Origin of the sequence: Vibrio sp. Isolate24 (genome assembly GCF_022398215.1) — a bacterium.
Taxonomy (GTDB): Bacteria; Pseudomonadota; Gammaproteobacteria; order Enterobacterales; family Vibrionaceae; genus Vibrio; species Vibrio coralliilyticus_A.
The window spans coordinates 146,212-167,724 of sequence record NZ_JAKEUU010000004.1 but is presented as its reverse complement, the minus strand read 5'-3'; the positions used below and the strand labels follow the sequence as shown (position 1 = coordinate 167,724).

The window sequence follows — 21,513 nt, the reverse complement described above, 5'->3', positions numbered from 1 at the left end:
GAGTTGGGCAACATCAACAGGGTTTTCTTCAAGGAAGTCGGCAAAGAAGTGTTGAATAGACATAAAAAATCGGAAACCTATAAACAGATTTCCGATTGTCTCTCATCAGAAGGATCGGTCAACCGATCCTTATCTGATCTACATTGCGCTTCAAGAGCGGGCTGTTATCATTTATTGGTTTCTAGCGTATACACATCGTAATCAAGTTTAAATAGGCCGCGCCTTTCTCGTACTTTTTCAAAAGAATAGCCATTCTTTATGAGTACGTTCTCTTTGTATTCTTTGTAGATGTATCCGCATGGAATTGATACGGCTAACAATCCGATTATTACTATTGTTGTTTTGTTGTTAGATAAGGTGGCCCACAATTCAACTGGCTCACTTCTTCTTCTAAAGTTATACAACAAAAAGGCTATGGAGTAGGCCAAAAATAGAACACTTGAATATAGAGTTATCCCACTACTAAAAGACACCTCGATTACTTCTAGTTTTTGGGCAATGTCTTCTTGAAACCCAATGTATATATTGCTGTAGGAAAACCAACACATAAACAAGCTGAAAAGTAGGAAAAAGCACATTCCTAGATATCTATACTTCAGTGGCACTTTCTAACTCCGTTGTTATTTTCTCTTGAACTTTATACTCTTCCCAAACCTCATCAACTACAAGACCAACAACAATGGCTAGTGCGGCAATTACTAATATTGGTAAGCTTGACGGGATTGCAATTAAGGCAATGACACTCACCACTCCCAATTTTAGCAATTCACTTCCCATCTCTCCGTACCAGTCGGTCATGTGGTATTCATCATTATTTACAAGCTGTTCTGTAGCTATTGCTGCACTAATAACGATGGACAAAGCTCCAGCCTTTAATGCACCTCGAATTTTTGTTTTCCGAGTAAAGCCTAATTGGTGCATTTTCGGGTTATCCATAAGGTAAGGATGATTTTTCTTTATGTTAACGCCATTTACTGTTGCGTAGTGCATTTTACTATCATTCCATACGCTAGAGATGATAATCGCAGCCTTTCCATTTTTAGTCTTGGTTTCCTTCGCCACAATACCTAACCCGCCTAAGGCTTTTGCTAAGTATGCTGCGTGAAGAATTTCTTTACCGTTGTCCAGATATCCTCGAATTTCATTCATTGTTTCGATGATTTTTGTACTGAATATCTCCCCGTCTTCTGTTCTGGCCGTCCAGTTATTCACAACATAGACCATCGTATCCCAGATAGTCATGATATGAACTTTTATGTGATTGCGTTCAAGAGCTTCTTTTAGTTTGCTGGATAGATCTTTCTCGCCTTCAGGAGCCAAAGGGTTATAAGGAGGCCACGCCATGTTTGATTGTGTTTCTGCAAAAGCAGTCTGTTGGGGTGAAGGTGTTGCAGGTGTAGCATTAGATGATTCAGCAATACGGTTTATTCTCTTGGCTTCTAAAGCTTGACTCGCAGGTGACTTTATTGGGTTACGTGCATCGTCTTGGCAACGCCTTGTTGAGACTCGTATAGAGAAACAGCCTCATCATAGCTCACTGAGGTACTGTGACTTTTCCAGTAGGCGGACGTTGGGGGTGGGAATGGATATTCAGGTTTATGCATTTAAAAAAGAACAAAAGGTTATCAACAGTAATTTGAATCCTACCAGTGCCTCATAGTATTTCTGAGGTATTCAGTTGTTAATTAGCATAATTTTTTGAAAATTGAGTGATGATCAAAAAACACCCGAACACTAATGTTCAATAACTTAATAACTATAGAGTTACCAGTATTCGTTCTAAGCAATTCTATAATTAGAAACGTTACTTATTTTCAGTAAGTGTGTAACCACATAAAAATGACCAAGTGCTTCTATGTATTTGTGTGCCCGTGGTCTTATTTGGTTATACATTTTCAATGTTTTTATAAATAAAAAGACCATCACAAGATGGCCTTTATTATTTCGGGGATATGAGTTGGGGACTGGATTCGGACTTGTTTATGTCGCCCGAGTTCCCCTTTCTCTATGGTGACTAGCCCTTTTGCTACTTTGAACTGTTTGGACAGATATTTGCTCAGGTGAGCGTTGGCTTTTCCGTCTACAGGCGGGGCTGTGATGGCGATTTTTATTTCATCGCCATGCAGCCCAATCAGCTTATCTCTGCTTGCTTTGGGCTGAATGTAGAGCCTGAGTAGGAGATCATCACCTTCTAACCAAGCGGCTTTTGCCATTATAGCTGGAACCAAACGGGACCAATGAGATCACCCATTAGGAAGTTGGCAAACTGCAGAGCAATAAACAAAACCAGCACACTTAAGTCGAAGCCACCCATGGCTGGAATCACACGACGAATCGGCGCCAGCATAGGCTCAGTTAGTTGGTGAAATACGTACTCGATAGGGCTTCGTCCTTGGCTTACCCAGCTCAGAATAGCTCGGATAAGTAGCACCCAAAATAGTAAGCCACCAGCGGCTTTGATGAGGGATAGCAGGCCAAGGTAGAAAAACTCTGCACTGAAGGAAACAGCACCACTGGAGGCAAGCAGGATCAGAGCGACAAATTTCAGTACGCACAGCACATAGGCAAAGAGTACAGTGGCCAGATCGATACCACCAACTGAAGGTACAATCCTGCGCAGCGGTGCAATCACTGGTTGAGTGGCTTTGACGATAAATTGTGAGAATGGGTTGTAGAAGTCTGCACGTGCAGCTTGCAACCAAATACGTAAGATCACCACCATGATGTAGAGATCAAACAGGGTGGAAATCAGAAAACTTATTGAATTCATAGGTTACCCTTATTTCGTAGAGCTATAGCTCAATCTAATTAAAACAGTTTTTCCATCTCTTCAGCACGTGCTACGGCGGCTTGCATCGCTTTCGCTACTATATCTGAAAGTTGGTGTTCGTTGAATGTGCGTAACGCTTCTGCCGTTGTGCCGCCTTTTGAGGTGACGTTTTCGCGCAGTGTCGATAATTCTGTCTCTGGGTTGCCGACGACCATGCTTGCAGCGCCTAAGGCTGATTGTTGCACTAAAAGACGAGCTGTCTCTTTATCAAAACCTTGGGCAATGGCTTCAGCTTGCATCGCTTCCATAAAGCGGAAGAAGTAAGCTGGAGCACTACCTGCTGCCGCGATGATGTTATTAATGCCGGACTCTTGCTCCACCCAGCAGACCTTGCCACATGACTCCATGAGCTCAGCGGCAAACGCTTTATCTTGCTCAGAAACATTAGAAGGGGCGTATAGGCCGCTCATTCCTAAGCCAAGCTGACTTGGTGTATTTGGCATAACGCGAACGATATTTAGGTTGTGCTTGAGCATCTCGCATAGACGCTGGCTGCTGATGCCTGCAGCAATCGAGATAACCAATTTACCTGACCAGTCGATCGATTGAAGCGGTTTACATACTTCTGCCATCATTTGTGGCTTTACAGAAAGAACGATGACATCCGCCTCGCTGGCAGCGGCTAGGTTGTCGCTGGTGGTCTTAATGGCGAAATCCTTCTCCAGCGGTAGTCGTCGAGTTTCAGATGGGGCTGTCGCTGTGATCATTTCAGCGGGATATCCCCCAGATACCAATCCAGAGACGATAGCCTTGACCATATTACCTGCGCCGATAAAGGCAATGTTCTTATGTTCCATTGAGTCTGTTCTTCCTGTCTTACTAATTAAGCTTTATTACTGTAGTCACGCGCGCCAAAAATAGCGGTACCGATACGGACCATGGTACTTCCTGCTTCAATCGCGGCTTCCATGTCACCACTCATACCCATAGAAAGCGTATCGAGGTTGAGATGCGGATAGCGCTGCGCCAATCGGTTTTTTAGTTCAGCTAGATGATGAAAAGCGGCAAGCTGAGACTGGTAATCGGAAACATTCGCTGGTATTGACATCAATCCTCTTAAGGTGAGGTTTGGCAGGGAAGAAATCAACTCTGCCAAAGTAAAGATTTCGTCATCGCTGGCGCCAGATTTAGAGCTTTCACTGCTGGTATTAACTTGAATAAGAACTTGCAGCGGCGCCATTTCTTCCGGCCTTTGATCGTTAAGTCGCTGTGCGATTTTGGTTCGATCCACGGTATGTACCCAAGCAAAATTCTCGGCTACAGGGCGTGTTTTGTTGGACTGGATTGGGCCGATAAAGTGCCATTTTAGGGCTAATTCAGGGTGGTTTTCTGAGAAATAGGCAATCTTATCAATACCTTCCTGTACGTAATTCTCGCCAAAAGCGACCTGACCGGCGCGAGCCGCTTCTAAAATGGCTTCAGAAGGCTTGGTTTTACTCACCGCCAGAAGTTGCACTGAGCCTAGAGGGCGTCCACACTTTTGTTGTGCCGCTTCAATCTGTGAGGTGATCTGTTCAATGTTTTGTTGAATACTACTCATAGCTAACTTTATTAAGGATTTTAAATGGATATCGCTGAATTACTGGATTTTAGTGTAAAGCATAATGCTTCAGATCTACATCTTTCTGCTGGTGTATCTCCCATGGTACGCATTGATGGTGAAGTAAGAAAGCTTGGCGTACCAGCATTCAACCATTCTGAAGTGCATCGTTTGGTGTTCGACATTATGAATGATGCCCAGCGTAGTGAATTTGAAGAGCGTCTCGAAGTCGACTTCTCCTTTGAGCTGCCAGACGTTGGCCGTTTCAGGGTTAATGCTTTTAATCAGTCACGAGGTTGTGCGGCGGTTTTCCGCACCATTCCAACCGATATCCCGACTTTAGAGCAGTTGGATGCACCGGCCATCTTTGAAAGTATTGCTAACATGGAAAAAGGCCTGATTTTGGTCACAGGGCCAACGGGCTCTGGTAAATCGACGACATTGGCAGCAATGGTGGATCATATTAATCGCCACCATAACAAGCATATCCTTACAATTGAAGATCCGATTGAGTTTGTGCATACCAATAACAAATGTCTGATCAACCAGCGCGAAGTTCATAGTAATACCCATAGTTTTAATAACGCGCTGCGCAGTGCTCTACGTGAAGACCCTGATGTTATTCTGGTAGGCGAGTTACGTGATCAAGAAACGATCAGTCTAGCGCTGACCGCTGCTGAAACCGGCCACTTGGTGTTTGGTACTTTGCACACCAGTTCGGCGGCGAAAACTATCGACCGTATTATTGATGTTTTTCCGGGCAGCGATAAAGGCATGGTGCGTTCCATGCTTTCTGAGTCTCTGCGTGCGGTGATTGCGCAGAAATTGCTCAAGCGCATTGGAGGCGGGAGAACGGCTTGTCATGAAATAATGATGGCAACGCCTGCTATTCGTAACCTGATCCGCGAAGATAAAGTGGCGCAAATGCAGTCTGTGATCCAGACAGGTGCAGCACATGGTATGCAGACCATGGAGCAGCACTCGAAACAGTTGATTGCTCAAGGTCTGGTTGATGCTGAAGAAGTGTCGAAGAAAATTGAAGTTGAGCAAGGTCTGTTCTGAGGAAGGTCATGATGGATATCAATGCTTATCTGCAAGGTATGCTGACTGAGAAAGCGTCAGACTTATACATCACTGTTGGTGCGCCGATACTTTATCGTGTTGATGGAGAGTTGAGGCCGCGTGGGGAAAGCTTATCGGAAGCCGAAGTGTTGAAGTTACTCCACAGCACCATGGATGAAGAGCTCCAGAGTGAGTATAGCCACAGTCGAGAAGCGAACTTTGCCGTAGTGCGGGATTTTGGTCGCTTTCGTGTGTCCGCTTTCTACCAGCGAGAGTTACCCGGTGCGGTGATTCGTAGAATCGAAACCACCATACCTACATTTGATGACTTAAAACTGCCCGAAACTCTGAAAGACCTTTCCATTGCCAAGCGTGGTTTGGTGTTAGTTGTGGGTGCCACAGGTTCTGGTAAATCCACAACAATGGCAGCGATGACCGGCTATCGAAATACTGAGCGCAGCGGCCATATTCTGACAGTTGAAGACCCGATTGAGTTTGTCCACGAACATCAGAAATGCATCGTCACGCAACGTGAGGTTGGCTTAGACACAGAAAGTTATGAAGTCGCGCTGAAGAACTCTTTGCGTCAGGCTCCTGATATGATCTTGATCGGTGAGATCCGCTCGCGAGAGACCATGGAGTACGCGATGACCTTCGCCGAAACGGGCCATCTGTGTATGGCGACGTTGCACGCTAACAATGCTAACCAAGCTTTGGAAAGGATTCTGCATCTTGTACCGAAAGAGCAAAAAGAGCAGTTCTTGTTTGATCTCTCCATGAATCTTAAAGGTGTTATCGGCCAGCAGTTGATTCGAGATAAAAACGGCCAAGGTCGTCATGGCGTTTTTGAAATCTTACTCAACAGCCCACGAGTATCGGATCTCATTCGACGCGGTGATCTGCATGAACTCAAATCAACCATGGCGAAATCTCAGGAAATGGGTATGCAGACGTTTGATCAGGCGCTTTACCAATTGGTGGTGAATGACAAAATTACTGAAGAAGATGCGCTGCACAGTGCGGATTCAGCCAATGACCTGCGTATTATGCTCAAGACTCAACGAGGTGAAAGCTTCGGAGGTGGTGCGCTGGCAGATGTGAAGATTGATATGGACTAGAGCCGTTTGAGGATTATAGATATTTTCTATCGTGCTCTATTTGTAGTGCTGAAATGTAAAGGGTTGGCGCAATGTGCCAACCCTTTCTGTTTTCTCGCTTAGCCGTATTGCGCTTCAAACCAGCTTTCAAGGATAACGACCGCTGACTGACAGTCGACATTCCCTTTGCTGAGCGCCTTGTAGCCGCCCATACTGAACAGATCTGAGCGAGCTTCTGTAGTGGATAAGCGCTCATCGTGCAGCTCGACAGGAAGGCCAAAACGGCCGTGAAGACGATTAGCAAACTTTTTCGCTCTAGGAGTAATCGTTTCCAGAGCTTTGCCGTGAAGGTCCGTTGGCAAGCCGACAACCAGCAGGTTGGGTTGCCATTCTTTGATCTGCTTTTCAATATCGTCCCAGTTGGGAATGCCATCGTTGGCTTTAAAGGCTTTCAGCGGTGATGCCGTGCCTGTAATCTCCTGACCAATGGCACTGCCAATACTTTTAGTGCCAAAGTCAAAAGCCATAATTGTTCTAGACATAAATTTTAGTAGTGAGGTTATGCGTGACCAATATCACTGGACAGTTGAGACGCGTCGATGCCAAGCATCTGCACGGCTTTCTGCCAACGTTCATTGATTGGTGTGTTAAACATGACATCAGGGTCAGCTTCAATCGTTAGCCAAGAGTTTTCCGAAAGCTCGTTCTCCAACTGGCCAGCTTCCCAACCTGAGTACCCTAATGCAACAATGTACTCTGGTGGTTCGGCTTCTGTACCGAGTACTGCGAGAATATCCTTAGAAGTTGTAACAGAGATACAGTCAGTCATCTGAATGCTGGACTCATAATGATCTTTTGGTTGGTGAAGAATAAAACCGCGATCTCCTGACACCGGACCGCCATTGAGAACTGGTTTCTCAAGACTGCCGATTTTCAGTTGCGGTTGAGCCGCTTCAACGTCGACCTGTTTGAGCATTTTCCCTACTGTAATGTCGATTGGAGCATTAATCATTAAACCCATTGCGCCATCATCGTTGTGCTCACACACATAGATAACGCTGCGTTGGAAGTAGGGATCTTTCATCCCCGGCATAGCAACTAAAAAGTGGTTGGTTAAATTCATAGTTACTCCAGCGTATAGTGGGCAATACATGATCGCCCAATGATCCTGTGGGTAAATTACTGCTTATTGAGACGGCGCTCAATGGCATCCATCAATTTACCCGTGATTGAGATATCAAACGCAGCCTCAATTTCGCGAATACAAGTTGGGCTGGTTACATTAATCTCAGTCAACTTGTCACCAATGACGTCTAGGCCTACAAAGATCAAACCTTTTTCTTTAAGTGTAGGCGCTACAGCCGCTGCGATCTGTTTATCTGTTTCGCTCAGTGGTCGGGCTTCACCGGTACCACCCGCCGCAAGGTTGCCACGCGTTTCGCCTTTTGCCGGAATACGTGCCAGGCAGTATGGCATTGCTTCACCGTCTACAACCAGAATTCTTTTGTCGCCATTGCTGATATCAGGAACGAATGTTTGTGCCATCGCATAGTTTTGACCGTGGTTAGTCAGGGTTTCGATAATCACAGAAACATTTGGATCGTTCTCTTTGACTCGGAAAATAGATGCACCACCCATGCCATCTAATGGTTTTAAGATCACATCTCCGTGCTGTTCGCGGAATTGTTTAATCTTCTCTGCTTTGCGGGTCACGATCGTGGTTGGGGTGAGTTCTGGGAACCAAGCTGTGAACAGCTTTTCGTTACAGTCACGCAGGCTCTGAGGTTTGTTGACGATTAACGTGCCTTTCTCTTCTGCGCGCTCAAGAATGTAGGTTGCGTAGATGTACTCAGTATCAAACGGAGGATCTTTACGCATCAATACCGCATCAAGCTCTGACAACTTAATAGTTTGCTCTGACTTAAACTGGAACCAGCCCGTTGGATCTTCTTTGAGTTCCACCACTTTGGTGTCTGCAACAGCAACACCTTGGTCTAGGTGCAGATCATGCATTTCCATGTAGTGGATTTCGTAGCCGCGGCGCTGCGCTTCAAGCATCATGGCAAAGCTAGAGTCTTTCTTGATGTTGATGGACTCGATAGGGTCCATCACGATACCTAATTTGATCATGGTTTTTCTCCGTTTAACCAAGGTCGCCAAAGCGAACTTGAAGGGCAGTAATTGCGGTAAGAGCTGCGGTCTCTGTGCGTAATACGCGTGGGCCTAGCAGAGTCTCTTCAAATTGATATTCTCGGGTTTTCTCGATCTCTTCTGCGGATAAGCCACCTTCGGGGCCAATCAACAGGCGAACTTTCTCGACCGGCGCTGGTAGCGTATTGATTGAGTATTTGGCTCTGGGGTGAAGATTGAGCTTGAGGCCGTCATAGTCTTCGGCGCACCAGTCTTCTAACTGCATGATCGGGCGGATTTGCGGAACGATATTGCGTCCACTTTGCTCGCAAGCGCTGATGGCAACTTTCTGCCATTGGGCGAGCTTTTTCTCGAAACGTTTTTGATCCAGCTTGACGCCACAGCGCTCAGAAATCAGTGGAGTAATGGTATTAACGCCCAGTTCTACGGACTTCTGAATGGTGAACTCCATCTTTTCCCCGCGAGAAATGACCTGACCTAAATGCAGGTCCAGCGGTGACTCGCTGCTGCGTTCAACACGTTCAGTGATATTCACCGTGACGGACTTTTTGGTGACTTCTTCAATCACGGCAGGAAACTCAGCGCCAAAGCCATCAAAAAGCAGAACCTCCTGCCCAACTTTCATCCGTAAGACTCTGCCTACATGGCCTGCTGCATCTTCACTAAGCGCTAAACTGCCAAGTTGGGTGATAGGTTCAGGGTGATAAATTCGAGGAATTCGCATCAGCTTTGTATCCGAGAAGACAATTGAGAATGAACCCCTAACATGGATGCTTTATGGCTAAAAAACAAGGGGCAGCCTATACATAGATCTAGAATTCATTAATGCTTATTACAAAGCTTGGCATGCTTGAAAAACGAAAGGGTTATGGTTGCCCTGAACCTTGAATATTCTGCGTTCACGTTCACACTCCCATGTGTCTACTGGGTAAAGCTTGTTCCAAGCGGTCATGAGTTGGGTTTGCTGTTTTGACAGCTTAAATCCGTATTCCTCACCCATGTAAAGGTAAGTACGAGCAATCGATCCTTTAGCGCGATCTGGCGGCATGACTCTGCGTTGTTTAAAGTTAACCTGCACTTCACATTGACCATAGGTGGCGCCATCCACGCCATTCCACTGGCTGAAATGGTAATTAGATCGGTCACCATTAACTTCACCGATAGCTGGTGTGAGGTTATGTAGATCTGCCTCCATCAAGCGAAAGGTACGATCGTTTTTGGTGCAGTTCTTTCTACCACCAGACTGCCAGCATTGTCGTTGGTGGCCAAACTGCCATGCGGGTACTACGTGCTCCCATTCAATTCTGGAGGCACGCTTTTGTTGCTTTCTTACTGAGTAGCCACATGAGGTTAAATCAGGAATACCTTTCTTTCCCTGCCAAGTGATATCACATCCGCAATAAAAGCTTGTGGGATGATCCGCGTATATCTTTAGCGCTTCTTTTTTGGCTTTCGAAAACGAAGATGGAGGGGCAGAGAGTGCCTGAGATGAAGCAATAAGTAAGGTCAAGCAAATAAAAAATGCACGAAGTTTCATGTCGATAAGTATTAGAAAAGTATGACTTATCGCAGTCTAACATGCATTTGTTGGGGGTTTTACTGATAGTACGTTGAGTTATGAGAGTTGTCTGCCAGTAAACGTAAGGGTTTGTTGGCAGTTCTGGCAGCGATAGCTGCTTTGCTGACGTAGAACTTGATTATGACGTCTGATGGTTAGCGGATAGATCTGGCATCCGCAGCGGTACTCGAAGGTTTTCCCTTGTACGGAAGTTATTTCAAAACTGTGTGTAGTACGAGCAGGGACGCCGAATACGCTTTCCATGACCGATTGCCATTCTTTACCGTGAGGTTTGACCCTGCCATAGACTTGATAGGTCACCAAGTGAGCGACTTCATGCGGAATCACTTCATCGAAAAAGGCTTGCTGGTTTTCGATAAATAAAGTTGGATTGAGACGAATTTCATTGAGCTGGAGGTAGGCTTTGCCTGCGGCTTTCCCCCGTAGTTTGTAGCTGACAGAAGGGAAAGAGAATGAACGCTGAAAAGCACTCTGGGCTTGAGTGATACAATGAGCGACGATTTGTTGTGTGCGATAGCTGAGTTCTTTATCCATCAATGATTCGAAAAAATTCGCCCCTTACTTTGAAGGGGCGAATCATATACTGGATTAGAAGTTGGTGCTAATGGTGCTTTTTCTTGATGGTTTCATGATAGGCGTGCCAAGTACCGTAGCCAAGAATGGGCATCGTAAATAACATGCCGATTCCGTAAGTCGCAAAGCCAATTAAAATACCGCCACAGATCACGCCGGCCCATACGATCATTGCAGGAATGTTTGACTTGACCGCGTTAAAGCTGGTGAACACAGCTGTCATCATATCAACCCGTCGTTCCATCATCAGAGGAATGGAGAAGGCTGAAATACTAAACACAATTGCTGCCAGTACCATGCCGACTAAAGAGCCGATAACAAGGAAGGGTAGGAAATCGGTTAATGGAGCACCTTGAACGGACGGGTAAAGCGCATGAAGCAGCGCGGCAATACGCATCCAGAAAATCATACACACGGCAAGCATCACAGCAAACGCCCATTGTGATGAAGAATTGCGTCCAATGGCTTTCATGGAGTGAATCAAGCTAGCGTTATGGCCTTTTTCTCGTTCCCAACTAGCGTCATAGAGTCCTAGAGCTAAGAAAGGACCAATTAACATATAAACGACCAAACTAGGCATCACGACTAAGTGTGTGCCTTGCCATTGAACTAATAAAACAATACCAATCGCTGCTGCCATAAAACATAAACCGTAAAAGGCACTGATCAGTGGCATGCGAACAAAATCGTGTAGCCCTAGTGATAGCCAATGAAACGGGGCCGATATGCTGAGCTGATTGCACGGGATAGTACGTGCGTATTCGTTATCTGGGACTTCCTTGCGTTTCTCGTTGAAGTCTTGTGGATTCACCGTACGAGGCATACATCCTCCTTGATCGATTCTCGGTCATAGGCCACCCGTTATTTCAAGGTGACATGGAACTCGATGCTCGGCTTTGCGACTGCTGGGTAAGCTGCGCATCTGTTTGACTTGTTAGAAGAAACTCACTTAGCTTTGAGTTTGCTCTTTTAACATATTGTTAACTATTGACCCCATGACAAAAAAATACAAATTTGTTGTTTGATTTTTGCGCACAAAAACAAAGGGCTTCTGGTTCCCCAGAAGCCCTTGAATAGCAAATTAGTGCGGTAATTTAAATTACTTAAGGCCAGCGAAGTCGCGTAGAAGTGCAGCTTTATCAGTCGCTTCCCATGGGAACTCTTCACGACCGAAGTGGCCGTATGCCGCTGTTTTCTTGTAGATTGGTTGAAGTAGGTTCAGCATTTCTTGTAGGCCGTATGGGCGAAGATCGAAGTGCTGGCGTACCGCTTCAACAATGATGTCTTGAGATACTTTTTCAGTACCAAATGTTTCCACCATGATAGACGTTGGATCAGCGACGCCGATTGCGTAAGAAAGCTGAATCTCACAACGGTCAGCAAGGCCAGCCGCAACGATGTTTTTCGCAACGTAACGTGCAGCGTAAGCCGCAGAGCGGTCAACTTTTGATGGATCCTTACCAGAGAAGGCACCACCACCATGACGAGCAGCACCACCGTAAGTATCAACGATGATCTTACGACCAGTCAGACCACAATCACCCATTGGGCCACCGATAACAAAACGGCCAGTTGGGTTGATGAAGAAGTTAGTGTCTTTGTTTAGCCACTCTGATGGTAGAACTGGCTTAATGATCTCTTCCATAACCGCTTCACGCAGGTCTGGAGTAGAGATTGAATCACAATGCTGAGTCGAAAGAACAACAGCATCAATACCAACGATCTTACCTTGGTCGTATTGGAAGGTTACCTGAGATTTTGCATCAGGACGTAGCCAAGGAAGTGTGCCGTTTTTACGCACTTCCGCTTGTTTTTGAACAAGTAGGTGAGAGTACGTAATTGGAGCTGGCATTAGTACGTCGGTCTCGTTCGTCGCGTAGCCAAACATGATGCCCTGGTCACCCGCACCTTGCTCTTTTGGATCCGCTTTATCAACCCCTTGGTTGATATCTGGAGACTGTTTACCGATGGTGTTCAGTACCGCACAAGAATCGGCATCAAAACCCATGTCAGAGTGAACGTAACCGATATCACGAACGGTTTGGCGAGTTAACTCTTCGATATCTACCCATGCTGATGTAGTGATTTCACCACCAACCATCACCATGCCAGTTTTTACGTAGGTTTCACACGCAACACGGGCTTTTGGATCTTGCTCGATGATTGCGTCTAGAACTGCATCAGAAATCTGATCTGCAATTTTATCTGGATGGCCTTCTGATACCGACTCAGAAGTAAACAGGTGCTTAGCCATGTTAGCTCCACTTTAATTTGGTTTAGAGTCAGTGAATGTGTTTAATCACTGACATTGAATAATATTAATAATTGTAGGTGTATCTACATCTAGACGTCTATTCTAATTTTCATTGTTTGAATTACAAGCTCTTTTTTAATTTAATACATATCCAAACGTTTGCTTCTAAAGAGTTAAATATTAATAACTTTGATAGAAATGGTGGAAAATAGGCGGAAATCCCCTGTATTCAGACTGTAAAACGTTTGCAGAGCTCAGGCGCCTTTGAGAGAATAATCGCCCACCAAAATTAGTTTTTCGCTTAACGCACTCAGGAGCAGACATGTCTTCCCGTAAACATCTAGCAAATGCAATCCGTGCTCTTAGCATGGACGGCGTACAACAAGCCAACTCTGGCCACCCAGGCGCACCTATGGGGATGGCGGATATCGCTGAAGTTCTTTGGCGTGACCACCTAAACCACAATCCAGCTAACCCAGAGTGGGCTGACCGCGACCGCTTTGTGCTTTCAAACGGCCACGGCTCTATGCTGATTTACTCTCTGCTTCACCTTGCGGGTTACGAGCTGTCCATCGATGATCTAAAGAACTTCCGTCAACTGCACTCCAAGACTCCGGGTCACCCTGAGTACGGTTACGCTCCGGGTATCGAAACAACCACCGGCCCTCTAGGTCAAGGTATCACGAACGCTGTGGGTATGGCGCTAGCTGAGAAGACTCTAGCAGCACAGTTCAACAAAGAAGGCCACGACATCGTTGACCACTTCACTTATGCCTTCATGGGTGACGGCTGTCTGATGGAAGGTATATCTCACGAAGCATGTTCGCTAGCAGGTACACTAGGTCTGGGTAAACTGATCGCTTTCTGGGATGACAACGGCATTTCTATCGATGGTCACGTTGAAGGTTGGTTCTCTGACGATACACCTAAGCGTTTTGAAGCATACGGCTGGCACGTAATCCCTGCAGTAGACGGTCACGATCCAGAAGCGATCAATGCCGCTATTGTTGCAGCGAAAGCTGACCCGCGCCCTACTCTAATCTGTACTAAGACCATCATCGGTTTTGGTTCACCTAACAAGTCTGGTTCTCATGACTGTCACGGTGCACCACTAGGCGCTGACGAAATTGCAGCAACTCGTAAAGAGTTAGGTTGGGAACACGGTCCGTTTGAAATCCCAGCAGATGTATATGCACAGTGGGATGCAAAAGAAGCAGGCGAAGCTAAGGAAGCAGCGTGGAATGCGAAGTTTGACGCGTACGCAGCTGCGTACCCAGAAGAAGCGGCAGAGCTTAAGCGTCGTCTAAACGGTGAATTGCCAGCACAGTGGGAAGAGAAAGCAAACGCAATCATTGCTGACCTTCAAGCAAATCCTGCGAACATTGCATCACGTAAAGCATCTCAAAATGCACTAGAAGCGTTCGGTGCTATGCTACCTGAATTCCTAGGTGGCTCGGCTGACCTTGCGCCTTCGAACCTAACCATGTGGTCTGGTTCGAAGTCGGTATCAGCTGAAGACGCGTCAGGTAACTACATCCACTACGGTGTGCGTGAATTCGGTATGACGGCTATCATGAACGGTATTGCTCTACACGGTGGTTTCGTACCATACGGTGCAACTTTCCTAATGTTCATGGAATACGCGCGTAACGCAATGCGTATGGCTGCTCTGATGAAAGTTCAGAACATCCAAGTGTACACGCATGACTCTATCGGTCTTGGCGAAGATGGCCCAACTCACCAACCAGTTGAGCAAATGGCTTCTCTACGTCTAACGCCAAACATGAGTACATGGCGTCCATGTGACCAAGTGGAATCGGCAGTCGCTTGGAAACTGGCAATCGAGCGTAAAGATGGCCCAACATCGCTAATCTTCTCTCGTCAAAACCTTGCACAGCAAGAGCGTAGCGAAGAGCAAGTGGCAAACATCGCTCGCGGCGGTTACATCCTGAAAGATTGTGAAGGTAAGCCAGAGCTTATCCTTATCGCGACCGGTTCTGAAGTTGAGCTAGCGGTGAACGCTGCGGTTGAACTAACTGCGGAAGGTAAGAAAGTACGTGTTGTTTCAATGCCATCAACGGATGCATTCGACAAGCAAGACGCAGCTTACCGTGAAGCAGTACTGCCTTCTGACGTAACAGCTCGTATCGCTGTTGAAGCGGGCATCGCTGACTTCTGGTACAAGTACGTTGGTTTCGGTGGCAAGATCATCGGTATGACAACCTTCGGTGAATCTGCACCAGCAGGTGAGCTATTCAAGATGTTCGGTTTCACGACTGAAAACGTAGTAAACACAGCGAAAGAGCTATTGGCTTAACTGTGGTTAGCTATGAAAGCCGAGTCCTCGTGACTCGGCTTTTTTGTTTTGACCCGATAGGATGAACCGGATGAGTTTTATAAATCTATCAGGTACTATTTGTGACACGAAAAAGATGTAGAGCGATGGAATCATGCTAAAAGTTGCGATCAACGGATTTGGACGTATTGGGCGTAATGTGTTACGAGCAGTCTATGAAAGTGGCAAGAGTCAAGAGATTAAAGTAGTAGCAGTCAATGAGCTGGCACAGCCTGATGCGATGGCCCATTTGCTGCAGTATGATACGAGTCATGGCCGTTTTGGTAAGAAGATTACGAACGATCAAGAACATATCTATGTTCACCATGAAAGTGGAGAGTTTGACTCCATTCGCATTCTCCACCTGGCGGAAATCGACTTGCTGCCATGGCGTGATTTAGAAGTTGACCTAGTTTTGGACTGTACTGGCGTATTTGGCTCGCAAGCCGATGGTCAAGAGCATATCAAAGCAGGAGCTAAGAAAGTTTTATTCTCACACCCTGGTGCCAATGATCTCGACAATACCATTATCTATGGTGTGAACCACGACACGTTGAAAGCGGAACACAAGGTGGTATCAAACGGCTCATGTACGACTAACTGTATTGTTCCGATAATTAAGGCATTAGATGAAGCCTTTGGCATCGAGTCAGGAACCATCACTACTATTCACTCTTCAATGAATGATCAGCAAGTTATTGATGCTTACCATTCAGATCTGCGACGTACCCGAGCCGCGAGCCAATCGATCATACCTGTGGACACCAAGTTGCATAAGGGTATTGAAAGAATCTTCCCGAAATTTTCTAACAAATTTGAGGCAATTTCAGTCCGAGTGCCGACTGTAAACGTCACAGCGATGGATTTAAGCGTCACAATTAATACAAATGTGAAAGTTAATGACGTAAATCAAACCATTGTTAACGCATCTCAGTGTACATTACAGGGCATTGTTGACTATACTGAAGCGCCGCTTGTTTCCATCGACTTTAATCATGATCCCCATAGTGCGATCGTTGATGGTACTCAAACCCGAGTCAGTAATGGCCATTTAGTTAAAATGCTGGTTTGGTGTGATAACGAATGGGGTTTTGCGAACCGTATGTTAGATACGGCCCTCGCGATGCAAGCCGCTCCCCGTCATGCTTGACGCTGCAACGCCAACTATCTTAGGGCTGTTGTAGACAGGTGGCGATGGAGAAATGTTTATTTCCAGCCTTGAAATAAATATTGATAATCTCCATATCTAAATCAGTTTGAAGAATTATTGAGCTTGGCAGGGTCGCCGAGCTTCTAAAAACTTTACTTTTTGAATATTTGAGAGGACACATCATGTCTGTAATCAAGATGACTGACCTGGATTTAGCAGGTAAACGTGTATTTATCCGTGCGGACCTAAACGTACCTGTGAAAGAAGGCAAAGTGACTTCTGATGCACGTATCTTAGCATCTCTACCAACGATCACGCACTGTCTAGAAGCTGGCGCTAAAGTTATGGTTACGTCTCACCTAGGTCGTCCTACTGAAGGTGAATACGCAGAAGAGTTCTCTCTACAACCTGTCGTTAATTACCTAAACGACGCACTAGATTGCGATGTTAAGCTAGCAAAAGATTACCTAGAAGGCCTAGAGCTGAACACTGGTGAGCTTGTTGTTCTAGAAAACGTTCGCTTCAACAAAGGCGAGAAGAAGAACGAAGAAGAGCTATCTAAGAAATACGCAGCGCTTTGTGACATCTTCGTAATGGATGCATTCGGTACGGCTCACCGTGCTCAAGCATCTACTCACGGTGTTGGCATGAACGCACCTGTTGCGTGTGCTGGTCCTCTTCTAGCCGCTGAACTTGAAGCCCTAGGTAAAGCAATGGACAACCCAGAGCGTCCACTGGTTGCTATCGTAGGTGGTTCTAAAGTTTCTACTAAGCTAACCGTTCTAGAATCTCTATCTAAAGTTGCTGACCAACTTGTTGTTGGTGGTGGTATTGCAAACACATTCATCGCAGCTGATGGCCACAACGTAGGTAAGTCTCTATACGAAGCGGACCTAGTTGAAACAGCGCAAAAGCTAATGAAAGAGTGTTCAATCCCAGTAGCAACTGACGTTGCATGTGCGAAAGCATTTGATGAAAACGCAGAAGCTGAAATCAAGCACGTTTCAGAAGTGGCTGATGACGACATGATCTTCGACCTAGGTCCAGAATCAACTGCAGCACTAGCTGAAATCATCGCTAATGCAAAAACTATCCTATGGAACGGTCCTGTAGGTGTATTTGAATTCAAGAACTTCGAAGCTGGTACAAAAGGTATCTCAGAAGCAATCGCTCAGTCTGCAGGTTTCTCTGTAGCAGGTGGTGGTGACACGCTAGCGGCTATCGATAAGTTCGGTATTAAAGCTGACGTTTCTTACATCTCTACGGGTGGTGGTGCATTCCTTGAGTTTGTGGAAGGCAAAGTCCTACCAGCCGTAGCGATGCTAGAAGAGCGCGCTAAGTAATTAAACCAAAGCGGGGGAGTCTCTCCCGCTTTGTTGTTTGCTGCAAGTCACATTATTCTTTGTTAGAATGGCGCACGTTGTGAGCAAACGTTTGCAAGAATTTAAACTTAACAAGTTTTATTTTTAAAACGACAGATAAATAGGATTACATCCATGTCTAAGATCTTCGATTTCGTAAAACCAGGTGTTATCTCTGGTGATGACGTACAGAAAGTTTTTGAAGTAGCAAAAGAAAACAACTTTGCGCTTCCAGCAGTAAACGTTGTTGGTACTGACTCAGTTAACGCAGTACTTGAAGCTGCAGCAAAAGTAAAAGCGCCTGTTGTTGTTCAGTTCTCTAACGGTGGTGCCGCTTTCTTCGCTGGTAAAGGCCTAAAATTAGAAGGCCAAGGTGCTCAAATTCTTGGTGCTGTTGCTGGTGCTAAGTACGTTCATGCAGTCGCTGAATCTTACGGTGTTCCAGTAATCCTACACACTGACCACGCAGCTAAGAAACTTCTACCATGGATCGACGGTCTTCTAGACGCAGGTGAAGAGTTCTTTGCTCAAACGGGTAAGCCACTATTCTCTTCTCACATGATCGATTTATCTGAAGAATCTCTAGAAGAGAACATCGAAATCTGTGCTAAATACCTAGAGCGCATGGCTAAGATGAACATGACGCTAGAAATCGAACTAGGTTGTACTGGTGGTGAAGAAGACGGCGTTGATAACTCTGATATGGACGCTTCTGAGCTTTACACTTCTCCAGAAGACGTTGCATACGCATACGAGAAATTAAGTGCAGTTAGCCCACGTTTCACTATCGCAGCATCTTTTGGTAACGTACACGGCGTTTACAAGCCAGGTAACGTTGTTCTAACTCCAACTATCCTACGTGACTCTCAAGCATACTGTGCAGAGAAATTCGGTATCGCACCAAACGCTCTAAACTTCGTATTCCACGGTGGTAGTGGTTCTACTGAAGCTGAAATCCAAGAGTCTATCGGCTACGGTGTTATCAAAATGAACATCGATACTGATACTCAGTGGGCAACTTGGGATGGTATCCGTCAGTACGAAGCTGAAAACCGTGATTACCTACAAGGTCAAATCGGTAACCCAACAGGTGAAGATGCGCCAAACAAGAAGTACTACGATCCACGCGTATGGCTACGTGCTGGTCAAGCTTCAATGGTAGCTCGTCTAGAGAAAGCATTTGCTGACCTAAACGCAGTAGACGTACTATAATTCGTCTCAAATCAGCACTCTGTTAATGCTAAAACCCGTTCTTAGAACGGGTTTTTTTGTATTTAGCGATTTGTTTTATGAATGGGAGCGTGCGCACTAAAAATAATGGCGAAAAGATAAACCATTGCGTATCTTGTAACGAGTCTATATCAGTTTGCTATAACCCTTTGTTTTTGCATTCTTTGCATAAACTTCACTTTATGTATTGTCATAACTGATATATGGTGCCAAAAATCTGACTTATATCAGATGAGCAATAAGGGCACCATCGCCTATTCGTGATAGAAAGCAGTGTGATTCATAGGATCGCCAGAACTTATAGAGGAAATATATTATGGCAGGAGAGTCGGTGGAGATTGAAACTCCATTAGTTGATGGCTTGGCGCAGGCTGAATCTTGGATTACCAATAATTCTGACTTGCTGATTCAGTATAGCGTGAATGTACTTGCAGCCATCCTTATTCTATTCATCGGTAATATTTTTACTAAGATGGTGGCGAACAGCGTTGCAAAGATGCTGAAAAAGAAAAATATGGATAAGGCGGTTATTGAATTTATCCATGGCTTGGTGCGCTACTTGTTGTTTGTGATTGTACTAATTGCGGCACTCAGCCGTATCGGTGTGCAGACCGCCTCTGTAGTTGCTGTTATCGGTGCGGCAGGCTTAGCGGTTGGTTTGGCGCTTCAGGGATCATTATCTAACTTTGCTGCTGGGGTACTGATTGTTGCTTTCCGTCCATTTAAATCTGGTGATTATGTCGAAATAGGTGGAGTAGCGGGTAGCGTTGAGTCTATCCAAATCTTCCAAACGGTTTTGAAAACACCGGATAATAAAATGATTGTTGTCCCGAATGGTAGTGTAATTGGAGGCCCAATTACTAACTACTCGCGTCACGAAACTCGCCGTATTGATTTGGTAATCGGAGTGTCTTATAACGCTGATTTGCAGAAAACCAAAGAGCTACTAACAAAGATTTGTGAGTCGGATGAGCGAATCCTTAAAGAACCTGCGATTCAGGTTGGTGTCCATACACTGGCAGACTCCTCGGTCAACTTCGTTGTTCGCCCATGGGTTAAAACTTCCGATTACTGGGGGGTGTATTTCGACCTAATGCAAGCTATCAAAGAAGGTCTAGATAACGAAGGTATTGAAATTCCGTTCCCGCAGATGGATGTTCATTTAAATAAGGTTGAATCTTAATCGGTTTCATCTATGCAAAAGCGAGGCTTCTAGCCTCGCTTTTTACATTTCAGTGATGGAGTTTGGCAGAGCGTTAAGCAAAGTCGGCAGGACAGCCCCTTGAATACCTATGGTCCGTTCTGGGTAGCCGGGTGTATAGAGAATTTCAGGATGATGGTATAGCGAGCGATCGACTAGAATTTCGATACTTTCAGGCATCCCAAAGGGGCATACGGCACCGGGCATGCAACCGAGCTGCTGCATCATTTCTTCATCACTGCATATAGACGGGCGTTTTCCCAGTTTTTGTTTGATTGCTTTACTGTCTAAACGCGCATCTTTGTGAGTTAGAAATAGGGCGTGTCCAGCGCCTTTGAACTTAAGAAACAGACTCTTACTATGCGTACCTGTCCAACCTAGTTGCTCACCGACGCGTAAATCGGTGGCAAAATCTAGAATTGGCTTATGTCGCCACTCTTTGTATTGAACATTAAGCCGCTTAAGAAGTGCTGTATTGTATTGATAAATACTTTCAAGTCTATCCATGTTGCTATCCGTGTTGAGCTATTAATTCGTTGATCAGCATGAATGCGATGGAGAACATCATTAGTGCTATCGCAATGTCTATCCCTTGTTTTACTTTTGGTTTTGACAGTGTCGGACCAAGTTTAGCTGCGCCTATCGATAAGGTATAGAACCACACGAATGAGGCCAAGATAGTGCCAAGAGCAAAGGCCATTCGGTCTTGTCCTTCGAACTGACCACCAATTGAACCTAGGATGACGACAGTATCAAGATACAGGTGTGGGTTGAGTACTGTGACAGCTAATGCCCCAAGGATCACGGCACGACGGCCGCGAGCAGACACTTGATGTGTTGACTCTGACATCTGGTCACTTTGTCGTGCACTTTTGAGTGAAAGTAAGCCATAGAAGGTCAAAAATGCAATACCGCCCAGAGTCACTACGGTCAGTAGCGTTTTGTTTTGTGATAACAAAGCTCCACCACCGAAAACACCGAGTGAGATGAATATCACATCGAGAACACTACAAATCGTTGCAGTGGTTAAGTGATGGTTTCTCTTAATACCTTGATTAAGAACGTAAGCGTTCTGTGCGCCAATAGGAATGATCATGCTGGCACCGAGCCCAAAGCCTTGTAATAACACCCATAAGTTCACGTTTTTCTC

22 protein-coding genes are annotated in these 21,513 nt (G+C 45.5%); 7 read left to right on the top strand and 15 right to left on the bottom strand.

Features of this window, described 5'->3' with window-relative positions:
- Window positions 1-588: 588 nt before the first annotated feature.
- From L1D23_RS17485 to L1D23_RS17465, 5 genes are all read right to left on the bottom strand, one after another.
- Entirely contained in the window at window positions 589-1,344 is a 756-nt protein-coding gene (locus L1D23_RS17485) for a hypothetical protein (RefSeq protein WP_239868993.1), read from the bottom strand.
- 578 nt (window positions 1,345-1,922) lie between these two features.
- Window positions 1,923-2,213, bottom strand: a complete 291-nt coding sequence (gene yggU, locus L1D23_RS17480; protein WP_239868991.1) for a DUF167 family protein YggU — start codon at window positions 2,211-2,213, stop codon at window positions 1,923-1,925.
- Window positions 2,213-2,770 carry a YggT family protein gene (locus L1D23_RS17475; protein WP_239868989.1) on the bottom strand — a complete coding sequence of 186 codons (558 nt, stop codon included), beginning with the start codon at window positions 2,768-2,770 and terminating at the stop codon, window positions 2,213-2,215. The genes yggU and L1D23_RS17475 overlap by 1 nt, the downstream gene beginning before the upstream one ends.
- A gap of 38 nt (window positions 2,771-2,808) precedes the next feature.
- Window positions 2,809-3,627, bottom strand: coding sequence for a pyrroline-5-carboxylate reductase (gene proC, locus L1D23_RS17470; RefSeq protein WP_239868987.1), 819 nt, complete (start codon window positions 3,625-3,627; stop codon window positions 2,809-2,811).
- A 26-nt stretch (window positions 3,628-3,653) separates the two neighbouring features.
- Window positions 3,654-4,370, bottom strand: coding sequence for a YggS family pyridoxal phosphate-dependent enzyme (locus L1D23_RS17465; protein ID WP_239868976.1), 717 nt, complete (start codon window positions 4,368-4,370; stop codon window positions 3,654-3,656).
- A 24-nt stretch (window positions 4,371-4,394) separates the two neighbouring features.
- Between L1D23_RS17465 and L1D23_RS17460 the strand changes: the two genes are divergently transcribed.
- Together L1D23_RS17460 and L1D23_RS17455 are read left to right on the top strand one after the other, a co-directional pair.
- Complete coding sequence (locus tag L1D23_RS17460; protein ID WP_239868974.1) at window positions 4,395-5,432, top strand: type IV pilus twitching motility protein PilT; 1,038 nt, start codon at window positions 4,395-4,397, stop codon at window positions 5,430-5,432.
- 11 nt (window positions 5,433-5,443) lie between these two features.
- A complete protein-coding gene (locus tag L1D23_RS17455; protein WP_239869016.1) occupies window positions 5,444-6,550 on the top strand; it encodes a PilT/PilU family type 4a pilus ATPase in 1,107 nt (368 codons plus the stop codon).
- A 98-nt stretch (window positions 6,551-6,648) separates the two neighbouring features.
- On the opposite strand, the gene ruvX is transcribed toward L1D23_RS17455, so the two are convergent.
- The 8 genes from ruvX to metK form a co-directional block, all read right to left on the bottom strand.
- Window positions 6,649-7,071: a Holliday junction resolvase RuvX gene (ruvX, locus tag L1D23_RS17450; protein WP_239868972.1), complete on the bottom strand. Its 423-nt coding sequence runs from the start codon at window positions 7,069-7,071 to the stop codon at window positions 6,649-6,651.
- Window positions 7,072-7,088: 17 nt separating this feature from the next.
- Window positions 7,089-7,652, bottom strand: coding sequence for a YqgE/AlgH family protein (locus L1D23_RS17445; protein ID WP_239868961.1), 564 nt, complete (start codon window positions 7,650-7,652; stop codon window positions 7,089-7,091).
- Window positions 7,653-7,708: 56 nt separating this feature from the next.
- The gene (gene gshB, locus L1D23_RS17440) at window positions 7,709-8,659 is read right to left on the bottom strand and encodes a glutathione synthase (RefSeq protein ID WP_239868959.1); all 951 of its coding nucleotides are present in this window, start codon (window positions 8,657-8,659) and stop codon (window positions 7,709-7,711) included.
- Window positions 8,660-8,672: 13 nt separating this feature from the next.
- The gene (gene rsmE / locus L1D23_RS17435) at window positions 8,673-9,404 is read right to left on the bottom strand and encodes a 16S rRNA (uracil(1498)-N(3))-methyltransferase (RefSeq protein ID WP_239868956.1); all 732 of its coding nucleotides are present in this window, start codon (window positions 9,402-9,404) and stop codon (window positions 8,673-8,675) included.
- Between the two features lie 108 nt (window positions 9,405-9,512).
- Window positions 9,513-10,217 (bottom strand): deoxyribonuclease I, encoded by a 705-nt coding sequence (endA, locus tag L1D23_RS17430; protein ID WP_239868954.1) that lies wholly within the window; start codon window positions 10,215-10,217, stop codon window positions 9,513-9,515.
- Window positions 10,218-10,295: 78 nt separating this feature from the next.
- The gene (locus L1D23_RS17425) at window positions 10,296-10,793 is read right to left on the bottom strand and encodes a SprT family zinc-dependent metalloprotease (protein WP_239868951.1); all 498 of its coding nucleotides are present in this window, start codon (window positions 10,791-10,793) and stop codon (window positions 10,296-10,298) included.
- Window positions 10,794-10,860: 67 nt separating this feature from the next.
- Entirely contained in the window at window positions 10,861-11,655 is a 795-nt protein-coding gene (locus L1D23_RS17420; protein WP_239868949.1) for a DUF2189 domain-containing protein, read from the bottom strand.
- A 276-nt stretch (window positions 11,656-11,931) separates the two neighbouring features.
- Entirely contained in the window at window positions 11,932-13,086 is a 1,155-nt protein-coding gene (gene metK, locus L1D23_RS17415; RefSeq protein ID WP_006958242.1) for a methionine adenosyltransferase, read from the bottom strand.
- A 322-nt stretch (window positions 13,087-13,408) separates the two neighbouring features.
- Here metK and tkt point away from each other — a divergent pair, with 322 nt between their 5' ends.
- From tkt to mscS, 5 genes are all read left to right on the top strand, one after another.
- The gene (tkt, locus tag L1D23_RS17410) at window positions 13,409-15,403 is read left to right on the top strand and encodes a transketolase (RefSeq protein ID WP_239868947.1); all 1,995 of its coding nucleotides are present in this window, start codon (window positions 13,409-13,411) and stop codon (window positions 15,401-15,403) included.
- Between the two features lie 133 nt (window positions 15,404-15,536).
- On the top strand, window positions 15,537-16,571 hold the full coding sequence (gene epd / locus L1D23_RS17405; protein ID WP_239868945.1) for an erythrose-4-phosphate dehydrogenase: 1,035 nt from the start codon (window positions 15,537-15,539) through the stop codon (window positions 16,569-16,571).
- Between the two features lie 182 nt (window positions 16,572-16,753).
- On the top strand, window positions 16,754-17,914 hold the full coding sequence (locus L1D23_RS17400) for a phosphoglycerate kinase (protein ID WP_239868943.1): 1,161 nt from the start codon (window positions 16,754-16,756) through the stop codon (window positions 17,912-17,914).
- A 153-nt stretch (window positions 17,915-18,067) separates the two neighbouring features.
- Window positions 18,068-19,144 (top strand): class II fructose-bisphosphate aldolase, encoded by a 1,077-nt coding sequence (fbaA, locus tag L1D23_RS17395; RefSeq protein WP_239868941.1) that lies wholly within the window; start codon window positions 18,068-18,070, stop codon window positions 19,142-19,144.
- A gap of 334 nt (window positions 19,145-19,478) precedes the next feature.
- Entirely contained in the window at window positions 19,479-20,345 is an 867-nt protein-coding gene (gene mscS, locus L1D23_RS17390; protein WP_239868939.1) for a small-conductance mechanosensitive channel MscS, read from the top strand.
- A 42-nt stretch (window positions 20,346-20,387) separates the two neighbouring features.
- Here mscS and L1D23_RS17385 read toward each other — a convergent pair whose 3' ends face one another.
- Window positions 20,388-20,870 carry a YbaK/EbsC family protein gene (locus tag L1D23_RS17385; RefSeq protein ID WP_239868937.1) on the bottom strand — a complete coding sequence of 161 codons (483 nt, stop codon included), beginning with the start codon at window positions 20,868-20,870 and terminating at the stop codon, window positions 20,388-20,390.
- A gap of 4 nt (window positions 20,871-20,874) precedes the next feature.
- A complete protein-coding gene (locus tag L1D23_RS17380; RefSeq protein WP_239868935.1) occupies window positions 20,875-21,504 on the bottom strand; it encodes a LysE/ArgO family amino acid transporter in 630 nt (209 codons plus the stop codon).
- Between the last annotated feature and the right edge of the window lie 9 nt (window positions 21,505-21,513).